This window comes from Actinoplanes sp. NPDC048796 (assembly GCF_040650035.1).
Lineage (GTDB): Bacteria > Actinomycetota > Actinomycetes > Mycobacteriales > Micromonosporaceae > Actinoplanes.
The window spans coordinates 353,217-369,023 of sequence record NZ_JBEZGO010000002.1 but is presented as its reverse complement, the minus strand read 5'-3'; the positions used below and the strand labels follow the sequence as shown (position 1 = coordinate 369,023).

Annotated in this window: 11 protein-coding genes; 7 read left to right on the top strand and 4 right to left on the bottom strand. The window is 71.9% G+C overall.

The window, feature by feature from the left end:
* Positions 1-178: 178 nt before the first annotated feature.
* Together AB0C26_RS09945 and AB0C26_RS09940 are read left to right on the top strand one after the other, a co-directional pair.
* A complete protein-coding gene (locus AB0C26_RS09945) occupies positions 179-847 on the top strand; it encodes a hypothetical protein (RefSeq protein ID WP_360244594.1) in 669 nt (222 codons plus the stop codon).
* 143 nt (positions 848-990) lie between these two features.
* Positions 991-1,515 (top strand): SDR family oxidoreductase, encoded by a 525-nt coding sequence (locus AB0C26_RS09940; protein ID WP_360244591.1) that lies wholly within the window; start codon positions 991-993, stop codon positions 1,513-1,515.
* On the opposite strand, the gene AB0C26_RS09935 is transcribed toward AB0C26_RS09940, so the two are convergent.
* Entirely contained in the window at positions 1,512-2,489 is a 978-nt protein-coding gene (locus AB0C26_RS09935; RefSeq protein WP_360244588.1) for a hypothetical protein, read from the bottom strand. The genes AB0C26_RS09940 and AB0C26_RS09935 overlap by 4 nt on opposite strands.
* A 96-nt stretch (positions 2,490-2,585) precedes the next feature.
* Here AB0C26_RS09935 and AB0C26_RS09930 point away from each other — a divergent pair, with 96 nt between their 5' ends.
* On the top strand, positions 2,586-7,505 hold the full coding sequence (locus tag AB0C26_RS09930; RefSeq protein ID WP_360244585.1) for an arginase family protein: 4,920 nt from the start codon (positions 2,586-2,588) through the stop codon (positions 7,503-7,505).
* A 79-nt stretch (positions 7,506-7,584) separates the two neighbouring features.
* Here AB0C26_RS09930 and AB0C26_RS09925 read toward each other — a convergent pair whose 3' ends face one another.
* Both AB0C26_RS09925 and AB0C26_RS09920 read right to left on the bottom strand, forming a co-directional pair.
* Positions 7,585-8,325 carry an alpha/beta fold hydrolase gene (locus AB0C26_RS09925; protein ID WP_360244582.1) on the bottom strand — a complete coding sequence of 247 codons (741 nt, stop codon included), beginning with the start codon at positions 8,323-8,325 and terminating at the stop codon, positions 7,585-7,587.
* Between the two features lie 109 nt (positions 8,326-8,434).
* Positions 8,435-10,042, bottom strand: coding sequence for a restriction endonuclease (locus AB0C26_RS09920; protein WP_360244579.1), 1,608 nt, complete (start codon positions 10,040-10,042; stop codon positions 8,435-8,437).
* A 468-nt stretch (positions 10,043-10,510) separates the two neighbouring features.
* On the opposite strand from AB0C26_RS09920, the gene AB0C26_RS09915 reads away from it, so the two are divergent.
* The 4 genes from AB0C26_RS09915 to AB0C26_RS09900 all read left to right on the top strand — a co-directional run bounded on the left by AB0C26_RS09915 (position 10,511) and on the right by AB0C26_RS09900 (position 14,337).
* Entirely contained in the window at positions 10,511-12,199 is a 1,689-nt protein-coding gene (locus tag AB0C26_RS09915; RefSeq protein WP_360244576.1) for a sensor domain-containing phosphodiesterase, read from the top strand.
* A gap of 18 nt (positions 12,200-12,217) precedes the next feature.
* Positions 12,218-12,607: a cupin domain-containing protein gene (locus tag AB0C26_RS09910; protein ID WP_360244573.1), complete on the top strand. Its 390-nt coding sequence runs from the start codon at positions 12,218-12,220 to the stop codon at positions 12,605-12,607.
* A 156-nt stretch (positions 12,608-12,763) separates the two neighbouring features.
* Complete coding sequence (locus AB0C26_RS09905; protein ID WP_360244570.1) at positions 12,764-13,255, top strand: MarR family transcriptional regulator; 492 nt, start codon at positions 12,764-12,766, stop codon at positions 13,253-13,255.
* Positions 13,252-14,337, top strand: a complete 1,086-nt coding sequence (locus AB0C26_RS09900) for an S-(hydroxymethyl)mycothiol dehydrogenase (protein ID WP_360244567.1) — start codon at positions 13,252-13,254, stop codon at positions 14,335-14,337. The genes AB0C26_RS09905 and AB0C26_RS09900 overlap by 4 nt, the downstream gene beginning before the upstream one ends.
* On the opposite strand, the gene AB0C26_RS09895 is transcribed toward AB0C26_RS09900, so the two are convergent.
* Positions 14,334-15,668 (bottom strand): trehalase family glycosidase, encoded by a 1,335-nt coding sequence (locus AB0C26_RS09895; protein ID WP_360246502.1) that lies wholly within the window; start codon positions 15,666-15,668, stop codon positions 14,334-14,336. The genes AB0C26_RS09900 and AB0C26_RS09895 overlap by 4 nt on opposite strands.
* Positions 15,669-15,807 lie beyond the last annotated feature (139 nt).

Sequence of the window (15,807 nt, the reverse complement as noted above, 5' to 3'; positions counted from 1 at the left end):
TGTTTCGCAAGGTCCCGACCTGCTGCTCCGTCGCCGTAGCAACCTTTTGATCGTCGCTCCCGATTTCATTCACGGGCGTTTCTGGGATCAAGCAAAGGGAACCCTTCCAGTCGATCACCGGAAGTGGAACTCTTCTAGCCAGCAGTAACGCCAGCGACACGGACGGTGGTGGTAACGAATGCGCCCAGACGTTCTGGTCGGTCCGAGCGAGTGGGTGGTCGAACAGTTCGGCGACAAGGTTGCCGGCGAGCTGTGGACCCGGGTGCCGGAGGCATTGAGCACCGCGATCGATCGCGAGGTTCACGCGCACCCCGCCATGACGCAGACTACGGAACGAGTGCTCGCCAATCCGCGGTGGCCGCTCCCGTACGAGGAATTGGTGCTCTTCCTGGGCACGCTTCCCGGCGCCGAGATCATCAGCGTACCGAAATCGGTGTACCAGCTGGTGGTTCTCAACGGGCACGTGGTGGTGCCGTGGTGCTACGGGCAGTCGGCCCGCGACTCGATGCGCGACGCGGCGGTCGGCCGGTCCTTCGGCCGGTTGGCCCGCGAGCTTCTCCGCCGGTTCGGCCCGCCGTGGCGGCGCTCCCAGGCCGAGCCGCCGCTGCCGCTCGACGCGGTCGACGAGCGCGAGGTCGCCAAGATCTGCGCGGCGATCGCGACCATCGAGCCGAAACCCGAGGTGATCATCGCGGGGTACGCGGGCGCGCCCAACCTGGGTCTGCTCCGGGCCTGCCTCGGCGAGGTCAAGTCGACCGACAACGGCTCGCTCAACTGGAGCCACCTCGACGACCTGCCCCTTCCTCCCCCCGTCATCCCCCGCCCACGTCGCATGCAGTTCCCCTGAGTCGTCGGAGAGAGCGCCCATCGGGCGCTCTCTCTATGTGAAGGGGCCATGAGCTAGGTGGACGCCGGCATCGGCCGTAGCAACCGTCGCGGTCCGAGTTCGAAGCGGGGGCGCTGAGCTGGGCCACCGGCGACACCGGGATCGTGCCGATCTTCGCCGGCGCCTGGCTGCACGAGACGCCGGCGGCCGAGATGAGCGCGCTGATCGCCCGTAACGTCGATCCGGTGCTGACCGGCTGCGCGGCCGCGCTGCGCGCCTTCCTGGCCCGCGGCGACGGTGGCGCCATCGTCAACATCTCGTCCCATCAGGGACAACGCCCGGTGCGGGGCGCTTTCGCGTACGCGACGGCCAAGGCCGCCGTCGAGGGACTGACGCGTGCGCTCGCGGTCGATTACGGTCCTTCCGGCGTACGGGTGAACGCCCTGGCCCTGGGATCGATAGCCACCGAGAGGTCGGCGTCCTATCTGGCCGGTCTGTCCGATCAGGGGCGGGAGGCGTTCGACGGCGAGATCCGCCTGCTGCGGCCGCTCGGCCGGATGGGCCGCCCCGAGGAGGTCGCCGACGCGGTGGCGTTCCTCCTCTCCGATCAGGCCGCCTTCATCAGCGGCGCGATCATCCCGGTGGACGGCGGCCGGTCCGCTGTCGGCCGCGACCCTGAAGAGGCCTAGGACACGAGCTGGGCCGTCGTGAACGGCTCGAGGCGGGCGCGCTGGTCGGCGTACGTGGTGAGCAGGAACGGCGCGAGGAAGACGCCACTGGCGATCGCGAACAGGACCGACACCGCGATGCTGGTCACCCCGGTCGGATCGAGCCCGGCGACGATGCCGACGACGCCCTCGGCCCCGCCGAGCGCGAACTGCACGGCGAAGATGGTGGCGACCCGGCCCGCCGAGGCGCCGAAGTCGGCGTGGAAGAGGTTGAAGGCGCGGCCGATGATGCCGCCGCGTTCCACCAGCACGAGCACCGGCAGCGTGATCATCGCGGCCGCGACGTACAGGCCGGGGAGCAGGCAGGCGATCGCGCCGAGCGCGATGAGAAGCCCGGCCGGGATGCCCCACCCGATGAACGCGAGCAGCCGGCGCAGGCCGGTCAGCAGGGCGGCGCCCACGGAGACCGGGCGGCCGGTCACGTGCTGCAGGGCGATCTCCACCGTGGCCAGCTGGACGACCAGGCTGGCCAGGACCGCGATCAGCACGATCGGGATGGCGACGGGCAGGACGACGGCCGGGTCGTCGATCCACCCGTCGTCGGAGAGCCCGTTGAAGGTGACCGGTACGGCGGCGAGGCCGCCCAGGACCAGCAGCGGGCCGTTGAGCGTGAGCTGCACCAGCGCCATCGGCTTCCACAGCGTGCGCACCAGGGCGATGCCGCGCTGCCACCAGCCGCTGTAGTCGCCGCTGACGAGCGGGTCGTACGGGCCGGCGTGGTAGGCGGCCCGGGCGCCCTTGGTCCAGGCCGGCGGCGGGTTGTAGGCGGGCGGCGGGTTATAGGCCGGCGGCGGCTGCTGGCCCGGGAGGGGCCCGTAGCCCGGCGGCACGGGATGCCGGGGAATCTGCGGCCCGTTGTAAGCGGACGGCTCGTCCGAAGGCGTCTTGTTAGTAGAGGGGTCTTCCGGAGAGGGGTTGTCATGAGGGTCATTCACGGTGCCACGCTCCACTCCAAGATCAGCGGTGGTCACAGTAGCGGTTGTGGGCGCGCTCAGGGGGCGCGCGGGCCCGGGCGTCCTAGACTTCGGAGGATGTCCGAGCAGCTCGAGTCGCCCACGACGATCCGGGACAGGGCCGTCGCGGTCGCCGACTATCTGCTCGCCGTCCGCGCCCAGATGGATCGGCCCGCGCGGGTGGTGCCCGCCGACGCGTTCCGTCTCGACGCCCTGCCCGATCATCCGGCCTGCCAGGCCGGCCCGGCCGGGGACGACACGTCGTGGTTGCGCGTCGGCCTGCCGCCGCTGCCGCCGCCCGTCGCGGTGCCGGCGGCCCTGCGCCGGCGTCTCCGTGGCGACGTCACGGCCGGCGAGGAGCCGACCCCCGTCCAGGAGGCCGGCGACGACTTCGAGACCTGGCGTGACCAGGTCTGGCGGCCCTGGGCGGAGGCGACGGCCGAGGCCGAGAAGACCCGCGCGCTGCACCGGCGGCTGTTCGACCTGATGCACCAGATCGACATGACAGCGGCCACCACCGAGCTGGTCTGGGGGCACGGCCTGCTCGAGACCGTCGTCAACGGCGAGCGGGTCCGCTACCCGCTGGTCGCCACGCCGGTGCTGATCGAGTACGAGCCCGACCGCTCCCTGGTCACCGTGTCGCCCGCCGGGCCCGCCCGCCTGCAGACCGACGCCCTGGCCGGCCTCGACGAGCGCTACCTGGGCCAGCTCCTCGGCCTGGCCGGGCCGGCCGGCACGCTCGAGGTCGATCTCTGGAACGACCTGGAGCGGCGCGAGCTGTTCGAACGGGCGCTGGGCCGCCTCGGCTACGACCGCCTGATCACCTCCGAGGAGACCGACCAGCCGCATGTCAGCGACGTCGGGGTCCTGTTCGCGCGCCCCAAGCAGCGGCTCCTGCGCGGCTTCCTGGAAAACCTGCGCAACCGGTTGCTGGCCGGCGACACCGCGAGTGTGGGGGCGCTGGCCGCCATCGTGGCCCATGAGCCGAGCAAGCTGCGGATGCCCGACGACCAGCCGGACAGCTGGCACCGGGTCGGCGAGCGCCTGCTCATGCCGTTGCCCACCAACGAGGCGCAGGAGTCGATCGCCCGCCGCCTGGCCCAGCATCGCAACGTCGCCGTCCAGGGCCCGCCCGGCACGGGCAAGACCCACACCATCCGCAACCTGATCTGCCACCTGATGGCCAACGGCAAGCGGGTGCTCGTCGTGGCGCAGAAGGAGGACCCGCTGCGGGTGCTCCGGGACGGCCTTCCCGAGGAGATTCGGGCGCTCTGCCTGGCCGTGCTCGGGCGCACCACCGATCAGCTCGTCCAGCTCCAGCTGGCCGCCCGTGAGCTGGCCGACCGGGCTGCCACCCTGGACCGCGACGCCGAGGCGCGCCGGGTCGAGCGGCTGACCAGGCTGCTCGAGGAGGCCGAGCGTGAGCTGGCCACGGCCCTCGGCGGCCTGCGGGCGATCGCCGAGAACGAGGCCGTCACGTACCCGATCGACGGCGCCCCGCTCACCCCGGTCGAGGTGGGCGCCTGGCTGCGGGAACGGGCCGCCACCCGCAGCGGCATCCCCGATCCGGTCGGCGAGCCGCCGCCGCTGGACGGCGCCGAGTTCCAGGCGCTGCTGGAAACGGCCGCGCGTGTCTCGCCCGCGGATCGGCGGGCGGCGTTGCGGCCTCTGCCCGTGGTGAGTGACCTTCCCGAGGCCGCCGAGGCGGCCTCGGCGCGGGCGTCGCGGGACTCGCTCGCCGAGCGCGTGTCGCGCTTGGCGTCGGCCGGTCTCGACCTTCAGTCCGTACGGGGTGAGGACCTCGCCGCCGTACGCTCCGGCCTGCACAACGCGCTGACGTGGCTGCGCCGCCGTGAGGGCTCCTGGACCGACCGGCTGGGGCGCCTGCTCAACGACCCGCACTGGCGCACGGTCTGGGCCGATCACGTCGGCGCGACCGAGGCGCTGCTCGCCGAGCTGGCCACGCTCACCCGCACGCTGGCCGGCCACCCGGTGACCGTGCCCGGACCGTGGGCGGCCGAGCCGAAAAGGCTGCTGGCCCAGCTCGACGAGATCCGGCAGCGGTTCGCGGGCGGCCGAGGCCTGAGCCGGCTGCTCCAGGCCGGGCTCTACCGGCTGGCCGACGAGGTCCGGGTCGACGGCGAGCCCCTGCGCACCGTCGAGGACGTCGACGTGGCGGTCGCGTGGGTCCGGCGGCAGCGGGCCCGGCAGCGGCTCGGTGGCCTGTGGACGGAGTGGATCGGCCGGCTGGCGATCCCGGCCCCGGCCGGCGACCCGGAGATCTGGGCGGGATCGCTGCTGGCCGAGGCCGGGCAGTCGCTGGACTGGGACGTGCGCCACTGGCCGGTGCTGGCCGAGCGCCTGGGCCGGCTCGTGCCCCAGCGGGAGCTCGAACTCGATTCGGCGCGGCTGGCCGAGGTCGCGGAACTGCTCGACGCGGCGGGCGCGGTGGCCGAGATGGACGCGCTCGACCGGCGACGCCGGGAGATCGCCGAGCGGGTCACGCCGTGGAAACCGCTCGCCGAGGCGTGGGTGACGCTGGAGGGCTGGGACGCGGAGCTGGCCGAGGTGCGCCGGTTGGCGGCGTTGCGGCCCGAGGCCGAGACGTACGCCGTGTTGCGCGACCGGCTCCGGCCGGCGGCGCCCCTGTGGGCGGCGTCCATCGAGGCCGGCCGGGTGCCGGCGGTCTCCGGCCAGGCCTGCCTGGACGCCTGGCAGTGGCGGCGGGCGCAGACCTGGTTCGACGAGGTGATCGGCAGCGTCGACCCGGCCGTGCTGGCCAAGCGGGTGGAGAGCGCCCGCGAGAAGATCCGGCGGCGGACGGCCGAGCTGGTGGTGGCGTCGGCCTGGCTCGAGGTGTCGCGCAGCCTGGACGACCGGCGGCGGGCGGCCCTGGCCGACTGGACGACCGCCCTCCGCAAGATCGGCAAGGGGACCGGGCGTACGGCGGCGGCCTGGCAGGCGCACGCGCAGCGGGCCATGGAGCAGGCGGTCGACGCCGTGCCGGTCTGGGTCATGTCGGTCGACCGCGCCATCGAGCAGTTCGCCGGCGGCGCCCGGTTCGACGTGGTGATCGTCGACGAGGCGTCGCAGGCCGACCTGTTCGCGCTGCCGGTGCTGTCGCTGGCCGAGCGGGCCGTCGTGGTCGGCGACGACCAGCAGATCGGGCCGCAACTGGGCTTCGTGGGCACGGTCGGCGGCCTGATCCACAGCCATCTCGGCGACGTGCCGTCGGCCGAGCATTTCGACCCGGAGTCGTCGCTCTACGACCACGCGGTGCGGCGCTCGCCGGAGCGGATCCTGCTCACCGAGCACTTCCGCTGCGTACCGCAGATCATCGAGTTCTCGTCCCGCCACTACTACGACGGCAAGATCATGCCGCTGCGGGCGGACCGCCCGTCGCTGGCCCCGATCCGCACGGTCTTCCTGCCCGACGGGGTACGGCAGCCGCTGTCCGGCTTCGGCGACGTCAACATGTCCGAGGCAGGGGCGCTGGTCGACCAGGTGGCGGCGATCGTGCGGGACCCGGCGTACGCGGGACGCACGCTCGGCGTGATCTCACTGCTGAGCACGAGTGGCCAGGCGACCTACCTGCTGAGCCGGCTGCGCGCGGAGATCGGCGAGGACGAGATCCAGGCGCGGCGATTGCGGGTCGGCGACGCGTACACGTTCCAGGGCGACGAACGCGACGTGGTGCTGGTGTCCATGGTGGTCTCCGACAACGACCCGCGGATCGCGGCCTTCACCAAGCGGGAGTACCACCGCCGGATCAACGTCGCCGCGTCCCGGGCCCGCGACCAGTTGTGGATCTTCCATTCGGTACGGCCGGGGTCGCTGCTCGCCGACGACGCGCGGGGGCTGCTCCTGTCGTACGCGCTCAATCTGACACCGGCCGAGGAAGCGGCCGACCTGGCCGGACGCTGCGAGAGCGACTTCGAACGCGACGTGCTCAAGCGGCTGCTGGCGCGCGGGTTCCGGCCCATCCCGCAGTTCCGGATCGGGGCCTACCGCATCGACTTCGTGCTGAACGCCCCGGACGGCCGCCGCCTGGCGATCGAGTGCGACGGGGACGCCTACCACGGGCCGGAACAGTGGGAGAGCGACATGCGCCGGCAAGCGGTGCTGGAGCGGGTCGGCAACTGCGTCTTCGTGCGTATCCGGGGCAGCATCTACGCCCGCGAACCGGAGGCGGCGATGAGCCCGGTGTGGCAGCGTGCCGACGAGCTCGGCATCGTGCCGCCGCCGCGCCGCACGGTCCTCGAAGTGGGACAGTGGCAGGGCTCCGGCTCGCCGACCGCGGCCCGGCTGGCCGAGGGGGCGGCCGCGCTGGCCCGGATGATCCCGGGCCACCGGCGGGTCCGGGTGCCGGTGGCCGGCTCCCTGGCGGACAACCTGGCGGCGATCCGGGCCGCGGTCACCGACCCGCCAATGATCACGGCGGGTGGCGACTGCGGGGTCGAGCTGGCGCCGATCGAGGCGGCGCTGGAAAGGCACGGCGACGGGCTCGTGGTGGTGTGGTTCGACGCCCACGGCGACCTCAACACGCCCGAGTCGTCGACGTCGGGCGCGTTCCACGGGATGGTGCTGCGCACTCTGCTCGGCGAGGGCCCGGCCGACCTGAAACCCCGGCGGACCCTGCGGCCGTCGCAGGTGGTGCTGGCCGGAGTGCGAGCCCTGGACCCATCGGAAAGGGAGTACATTTCCGACAACTCCGTGGCGATGGCGGCCCTCGACGACCTGCCCGCGGTGGTCGCGGCCGCCGGAGCGCGGGCCGTCTACGTCCACATCGACCTGGACGTGCTCGACCCGTCCACCTTCTCATCGGTCGGCCGCCCGGCCCCGGACGGCGTCACCCCGCGCCAGCTGGCCACGGCGGTTCGGGCCTTGACCGACCGCTTCCCGCTCGCCGGCCTGGGAATCACCGAGTACGAGCCCAGCGATCCCGCCGATCCCGCCGACGAGGATGCCCTGGCCCGCCTGATCCGCGCGATCTGCTGACGACCCGCTCCACCGGCGGCGCGGGTCCGGCCGACGGTGAGTTGGCGGGCCGGGTGCTGGGGGTGCGCGCGTGGGCCGGTCAGTGCTGGGACAGGTAGGCGGCGATGGCTGTGGCGGCGCGGCGCGGGGAGGTGGTCAGGGCGTTGTGGGCGGCGCCGGGGATGGTCACCGATGTGCCGGCGGTCATCTCGGCTACGGCGGTGCGCCAGGTCAGGGGAGCCACCGTGTCCAGGGAGCCGCCCAGGACCAGCGGGGACACGGGTAGGCGGAGCAGGTCCTTCTCGACCTCGTTGCGGACCGAGTGGCCGACCGTGGCCAGGACGCGCCAAGGCTTGGCGTCGGCGACGTCGTGGGCCAGGATCGGGGCCTGCCACGGGGCCTCGACCAGCGTGTCCAGCAGCCAGCGGCCGATCAGGGCGCGGCGGCTGCGGGCGCGTGGGTCTGTCGTCGGGCCGGCCAGGACCAGGCCGGTGACCAGGCCGGGGTGGTCGGCGGCGAGCCGCGCGGCCACCTCGGCGCCGAAGGAGTGGCCGACCAGGGCCACCGGGCCCAGGTCGCGGGCCTTCAGCCAGGCGGCCAGGTGGTCGGCGTGCTCGCCTACGTCGTACGCGTGGGCCGGCTTGTCGCTGTGGCCGAAGCCGGGCAGGTCCGGTACCACGACGGGATGCCGGGGCGCGAGGGCTCGCGCGGTGGGCATGAGGTAGCGGTGCGAGACGGCGAGGCCGTGCACGAAGACGACCGGGGTGCCGGGAGCGTCCTCCGCCGCGACGTCGTGGATCCGTAGCCCTCGCACGAGGGCCCAGCGGCGGCGGAACACCATGGCCTCGCTGTACCCGCCGCTCGCCGGGATATGCCGCGAGGGCCGGACCGCCGACTCGGTGGGAGCTACCGGATGGTGTCGCGGCCGGGGCCGCACCGGGTCGGGTCACTCACGCTGTGACGGTTTCGGTCAGTTCGATGCGGGCCTTCACCCGGCAGTAGTTCGACAGGAGGGTGACCAGGGCCGGGCCGTCGATCAGTTCCAGGGGGCGGCCGGCCAGGGCCTCGTACGCCTCGGGCTCGATGCCGCCCAGCGAGACCAGGATGCCCTTGGTGGCGCCGGCCGCGCTCACCGCCCCGGCCAGGGCGTGCACCGCGGCCGAGCCGGCGGCCGGGCCGCGGGTCGCGAAGATGACCACCGGGCCGCCGAAGATCGGGCGGGGGTCGGTGCAGAGCCAGCGAGTGCCGGCGCCCGTCCGGGTGGGCGTGCCCATCTGCAGGCCCATCACGCCGAACAGGTCGGCCAGCTGCTGTTCCCAGGCCGCGTCGGGCAGGGTGACCAGGTTCGGCCGTTCGTCGATCTCGGCCAGGACGTTGAACTCCTCGGTGAAGTCGCGGTCGGCGTCGCGGTCGAAGTCGATTTTCGGGGAGATGCCGGCCAGCTCGTCGGGGCTGGGCGACAGCGCGCCCTCCAGGTGTTTCACGCAGGCCACCGGGTCGACCCGGCGCAACTTGATCGCGGCGAACGTCTCCCGGTCCGTTTTCAGCGAGACCAGGCACGGCCGGACGAACTGGCCGGTGCGCTTGTCGATGCTGTCCACGATGCCGTTGAACGACACCTGCTGGACCAGGCCGCCCCGGTCGGCCTCGATGATCTCGTGGATCGTGCGCAGGGTGACCCGGGCGATCACCTCCACGTACCGGCTGCGGATCTCGCCCTCGTCACGGGGGACGGCGGTCAAGTCGTCGCGGGTGCGGTCGTAGCGGTACTCCTTGACGATCGGCACCACCTCGATCGGCGGCAGGTGGTACTCGATCAGCAGGTGCTTCTGCTTCGGCAGGTAGGCCAGGCGGAAGTGCTGCGGGAAGTCGTCCGGGTAGACCGAGTTGCCCAGCACCATCGCGAAGTACTCGACCACCGACGCCGGGTCGGCGCCGGCCACCGCCGTCGCGAACCGGTCCACTTCGGCGTTGTAGGCGGCCATCTGCTCCTGGTGCTTGCGGACGGTCTCCTCGTACTGCCGGCGCCGGGCCTGCAACTGCCGCCGGCGCCGCTGTTCGGCCTCGGCCCACCGGGCCCGCGCGTCCTCGTACGCACGCCGGGCACTGGCCGTCTGCTGCTGGCGCACCCGGTCGCCGCCCAGGATCTTGCCGACGCCGCGCTGGGGTGGCGGCACGAAGCTGTCCCAGCGGGGCTCCGGCGCCGGCCGGCCGAGCGGTCCCGGGTCGAACGGCGGCACGACCACGGGCTTCTTGAAGATCTCGAGGTCGATGTGGTCGTCGACGTCCAGCGTGGAGAGCAGCAGCCGGTCCAGGTCGCTGAGCCGGGCCCGGATCTCGGCGTTGGCCGCGGCGGCGTCGGCGTTGCGCGCCTCGATGTAGAGCCGGCGGCGTTCCCGCTGCCGGTCGGTGTCGGAGGCGGCCTGCTGCGCGGCCGCGATGGCCAGGTCGGCATTGCGCCGGATCAGGTCGCGCTGCTGCGCCGCGGCGGTGTTGGCGCGATGCTCGGCCGCCGCCTGCGTGGCGTGCACCCGCTGCATGTTCCGAATGATGCCCATGCCCTGCCTCTGCCTCACTTGCTCACTAGGTTCCGATCGAGGGTTGTTCGCGACGGTGGAGCGCCGGGTGCGGAGCCGGCGGCTGATCGGGGCTCGAGGTAGGTCGCGAACAACCCTCGAGGGCCACCATATCCATCCTTAACGGATCTAGTTACGCGGTGCATCCCTCGAAGCGCGTAGCGTGCATGCCAGTCGGCTCGGACGGGTAGGAATCGCGGTAGGTTCCACGATCGGCACACGTAGTGACTGTCTGTCATGGAATCGACGGTCTTCGCCCGCGATAATCACTCAGCGCAGTGGTCAACCGATCGGCTAATTCCCTACTCTGATCGGGCGAGAACCAGCAGCTCGTGATTTTGTTGGCAAGCCGCGCAAAACATTTGGGCGGGCGTCCCCTGTTATCTCGACCCCGTGACGGGTCGTAATAGTCAGGGGGTTCGGGAGACGCCGGGGGAGGTGGCGGGCGCGATGGTGGCACCGGATGAGCACCGGCATGCCCCGCCGAGGCTTCCGGAACAGCGCCCGCCCGCCGACGACGACCCGCGTTCGGCCTGGTTCTCGTACACGGCCAACGGCGACCGCATCGTCTGGTCGGCCGCGCTGCGGGCGATGCTCGGCCACCCGCCGGCGCAGGACGAGGTCAGCCGCAAGGTCCTTGTGCGCTATGTGCACCGCGACGACCACGCGCGGGCTCTCGGTGCGATCACCTCGGCCTGGACCAGCGGTACGACCGTGCGCACCACCCTGCGCCTCATGCGCTCCGACGGCGGCTGGTTCGACGTCGACTGCGGCATCGAACCGGTGAAGAGCCCCGACGGCACGGTCCGCGGCATCCGCTGCACGGTGACCGATGTCTCGGCCCGGGAACGGGCCCGCCGCGAGATGGCCCGCCTGGCCCGCCGGGGCGAGACCGTGCAGGACTCGCTGATCGAGCCCGACCCGGCGACCGGCCTGCTCACCCGCGCCCGCTTCGCGGACGAGATCGACCGGGCGCTGCGCCGGGGCGGCGGAGCGGTGCTGGTCATCCGCGTACAACCGGAAAGCGGAAGCCGCCCCGAGCGCAACGCCGATCTCCTGCACCGGGCCGCCCGCGTGCTGGAGGGCGTCGTGCAGGAGGGCGCGCTGCTCGGCCGGGTCGGCCCCAACGAGATCGCGCTGCTGCTGGCCGGCACGTCGTGGCCGATGGCCCGGCGCGAGGCCGAGCTGCTGGTGCAGGCGCTGCGCTCACAGACCTTCGTGCTCACCGACACCTGGCTGCGGGCCGAGGCGTGGGGCGGCCTGGTCCGGTTCACCCCGGACGGTGACGCGGGCAGCCACGAGCTGCTGATCGACGCCGAGCAGGCGTGGCGGCAGTCGCGCGACGCCGACCGGCCGCTCACCCACGTGGCCCATCCGGTGCCGGCCCGCGACCGGCAGGGCAACTACCGCAGCCGGGTCGCCGACGCCCTCGACACCGACCGGTTCACCCTCTACGCCCAGCCCATCCTCGACCTGCAGACCAACACGGTGACCCGGCACGAGCTGCTGCTACGGGTCCTCGACGAGGCGGACGGCCCGCAGTCGCCGATCCAGGTGCTGGACACGGCCGAACGTCTCGACGCGGTCTTCGACATCGACCTGTGGGTGGTCGAGCGGGCCATGCAGCTCGCCGCCGAGCAGCCCTCGACCTGCCTGCAGATCAACCTGTCCGGCCGCTCGGTCGGCGATCCGCGGCTCACCGACGAGGTCGAACGGCTCATCCAGCAGTACCGGGTCAAGCCCGAACAGCTCACCTTCGAGATCACCGAGACCGCGCTGATCGGCAACCTGAGCGAGGCCCGCCGCTTCGCCGACCGGATCCGCGACCTCGGCTGCGAGCTCGCCCTCGACGACTTCGGCTCCGGCTACGCGTCGTTCCGCTACCTGCGGATCTTCCCCATCGACCTCGTGAAGATCGACGGTGAGTACGTGGTCGATCTGGTGGAGAATCCCCAGGACCAGGTTCTGGTACGCGCGTTGGTCCAGGTCTGCCAGGCGTACGGGATCCACACGGTGGCCGAGTTCGTGCAGGACGAGCCGACCCTGCGCCTGCTCCGCGAGCTCGGCGTCGATTACGTGCAGGGCTATCTGATCGGCCGGCCCGCGCCGGTCGTGGAAGGCCGATTGCCTACGCCCTGAGCGGGGTACATGGCCCTCATGGAGCACTTCACGATCGCCACCGTAGCCGAGAAGAGCCCGGACTTCCGCCGGGTCCTGTGGACCGGTAAGCACACGCAGCTGGTCATCATGACGATTCCGCCGGACGGCGAGATCGGCGAGGAGGTCCACGAGGTGGACCAGATCCTCACCTTCGTCAGCGGCACCGGCAAGGCCATCGTCTCGGGGCAGACCCGCAACGTCGCCCAGGGCGACCTTGTCGTGGTCCCGGCCGGTCACAAGCACAACTTCCTCAACACCGGCCCGAACCCGCTGGTCCTCTACACCGTCTACGGCCCGCCGGAGCACGCCGACGGCGCGGTGCACAAGACGAAGGAGGAGGCGGACCGCCTCGAGGAGCAGGGCAAGGACGAGCCGCCGCAGAAGTAACACGACACCGGGACCGGCCGTGGCCCCCCAGCCAGCCGGTCCCGGCATCGTGCCGGTGAGAGCAAAGTATCCGCGCAGCGTACCCAAGCCAGAGCCGAGCGTCGATGTATTGACCCGGATCGTGACCTGAGCGCGTCGCGCTACTAACCTCTCTGCATGACAGAGCCCGCGCCGCGATGGTTGAGCGACGAGCAGCAGCAGACGTGGCGCCGCTTCGTCGAGGTGCTGATCAGAGTTCCCGCGGCGCTCGAGGCCCAGCTTCAGCGCGACGCCGGCCTCACCCACATGGGTTACATCGTGCTGGTCTACCTGTCCGAGCAGCCCGGCCGCCGGCTCGCCATGAGCCGCCTGGCCAAGTCGGTCAGCGCCTCCCTCTCCCGCCTGTCGCACGTCGTGGCCCGCCTCGAAGGGCAGGGCTGGGTTCACCGCGAGCGCGACCCCGACGACGGCCGCGTCCAGATCGCGGTGCTCACCGACGAGGGATACGCGAAGGTCGCCGAGACCGCGCCGGGGCACGTCGAGGCCGTACAACAATTGGTTTTCGATCGTCTGACCCCGACGCAGGTGCGGCAACTGGCCAAGGTCGCCGCCGCATTGCTCGACGAGCCGCTGACGTCCGGCGCGGCCCGTCCTACGCTGGGGCGATGAGTCAGCGAGTGCAGGGCGTCATCGCCCGAGGCAAAGGTGCTCCGGTCGAGTTGACCACCATCGTCATTCCCGACCCGGGACCGGGCGAGGCAGTGGTCAAAATCCAGGCGTGCGGCGTCTGCCACACAGATCTGCACTATCGCGAGGGCGGTATCAACGACGACTTCCCGTTCCTGCTCGGCCACGAGGCGGCGGGAGTGGTCGAGTCGGTCGGCGCCGGCGTCACCGAGGTCGCCCCGGGCGACTTCGTGGTGCTCAACTGGCGTGCCGTCTGCGGCCAGTGCCGGGCCTGCCGCAAGGGCAAGCCGTGGTACTGCTTCGCCACCCACAACGCCACCCAGAAGATGACCCTCACCGACGGCACCGAACTCTCACCGGCCCTGGGCATCGGCGCGTTCGTGGAGAAGACGCTGGTCGCGGCCGGACAGTGCACAAAGGTCGACCCGCGGGCGCGTCCGGCGGCGGTCGGCCTGCTCGGCTGCGGTGTGATGGCCGGCATCGGCGCGGCCGTGAACACGGGCGGCGTCACCCGCGGCGACTCGGTCGCCGTGATCGGCTGCGGCGGGGTCGGCGACGGCGCGGTGGCCGGTGCGGCGCTGGCCGGCGCCACCACGATCATCGCGATCGACACCGACGAGCAGAAACTGGAGTGGGCCAAGGGCTTCGGCGCCACCCACACCATCAACGCCCGCGGCACCGACGTGGTCGAGGCGGTGAAGGAACTGACCGGCGGCTTCGGCGCCGACGTGGTGATCGAGGCGGTCGGGCGTCCCGAGACGTACGAGACCGCCTTTTATGCCCGCGACCTGGCCGGCACCGTGGTCCTGGTCGGCGTGCCGACCCCGGACATGAAGATCGAACTGCCGTTGCTCGAGGTCTTCGGCCGTGGCGGCGCGCTGAAGTCCAGCTGGTACGGCGACTGCCTGCCCAGCCGGGACTTCCCCATGCTCACCGAGCTCTACCTGCAGGGACGGCTCGACCTGGACGCCTTCGTGACCGAGGAGATCGGCTTGGGCGACGTCGAGGCCGCGTTCAAGAAGATGCACACCGGCGGCGTGCTCCGCTCGGTCGTCTTGTTCTAAGCCGCTTTCGCGTACGCCGGTACGGAACGGTCGGCGAGCAGGTCGAGGGCCAGGGCGGCCGTCCAGCTGAAACAGGGCGCCCCCAGGCCCTCGCCCGTCTCCGGGTGGAAGTACTCGAAGTGGCCGTTGCGGTGCACGAGCCGCACCATGGCGGCGCGCAGATCCTCCGCCTCGTCCCGGCGGCCGTGCACGAGCAGACCCCGGCGCAGCAGCCAGTTCACGTTGATCCAGACCGGGCCGCGCCAATACCGCAAGACGTCAAAATCCGCGGCCGTACGGTCGTAGCTCGTCACCGGCAGGCCGAACCGCTCCGAGCGCATGGCCGCGAGCACGCCCTCCACCTGGCCGGCGGGCAGATCCGGGAGCATCAGCGGCACCAGACCGCTGACACAGCGGGCCGGGGTCAGCTTGCCGGTGTGCGTGTCCCGCGCGTGGAACATGCCGGTGTCCGGGTTCCACAGCCGCGACACGATGGCCGAGGTGATCCGCTGGGCCCGCTCCCGGTGCGCGCCGGCCGCGCCGGTGTGCCCGAGAACCCCGGCGATCTGGGCCAGGGACAGCTCGGCGGCGCCGAGAATGGCGTTGAACGACGGGCACTCGACCGCGAAAGCGTGCCGCGCCAGCAGATCGGTGTCCGAATAGTCGGCGGCCCGGTAGCTGAGCACCAGGCCCACATATCGCGCGTAGTCGGTGTCGGTGGGCCGGTGCGAGGCGTCCGACACGGCCAGGTCCCGGCGGCGGTAGACGTTGAGCAGCGACAGGTCGGCCGGCACGTTGGCCATCGCGTCGTCCCAGGCCGGGCTGTTGTCCAGCCCCGACTCCCACGAATGCACGATGCTGGCCAGGCCGCCCCCGCCGAGATCACGGCGGTCGGTCAGGTACTCCTGCTGGGCGACCAGCCGCGGATAGAGCCACTCCAGCTCGGCCCGGGCCTGCTGCGAGGCGGCGGCGCCGTGCGCGGCGGCCCGCCGGTAGACCTCCCACGCCGCGACCGCGTGCAGCGGCGGCTGGACGATGCCGGTGCTGCCGTGAGCGGGCCGGGAGCCGTACGCGGGAACCCCCCAGAAAGCCGGCCCCGGGAAGTAGTCGGCCTCGGCCATGGCTGGGTCGAAGACGATGTGCGGCACCCGCCCGTCCGGCCACTGAGCCTCGAACAGGCTGCGCAGATCCCGCCAGGCACGGGTGGGGTTGACGTAGGCCAGACCGACCGCGATGAAGGCGGCGTCCCAGCTCCACTGGTGGGGGTAGAGGCGGCGGGAGGGGACCATGTGATCGCCGGCCCAGTTCGTCTCGAGGACGCCGGCGGCGGAGTTCCAGAGTTCGGCAGACATCTCAGTCACAGGTGCTGGCAGGGGTGGTCGGGGTGCATCTAATCAGAAGACCTTTCCGCTCCAGACGCCGGTAAACCCCTATCGGGTCACCGGCCCTCCGCCTGAAGGGAACCCCCTGTTCGCACCCGGTTCACGGACG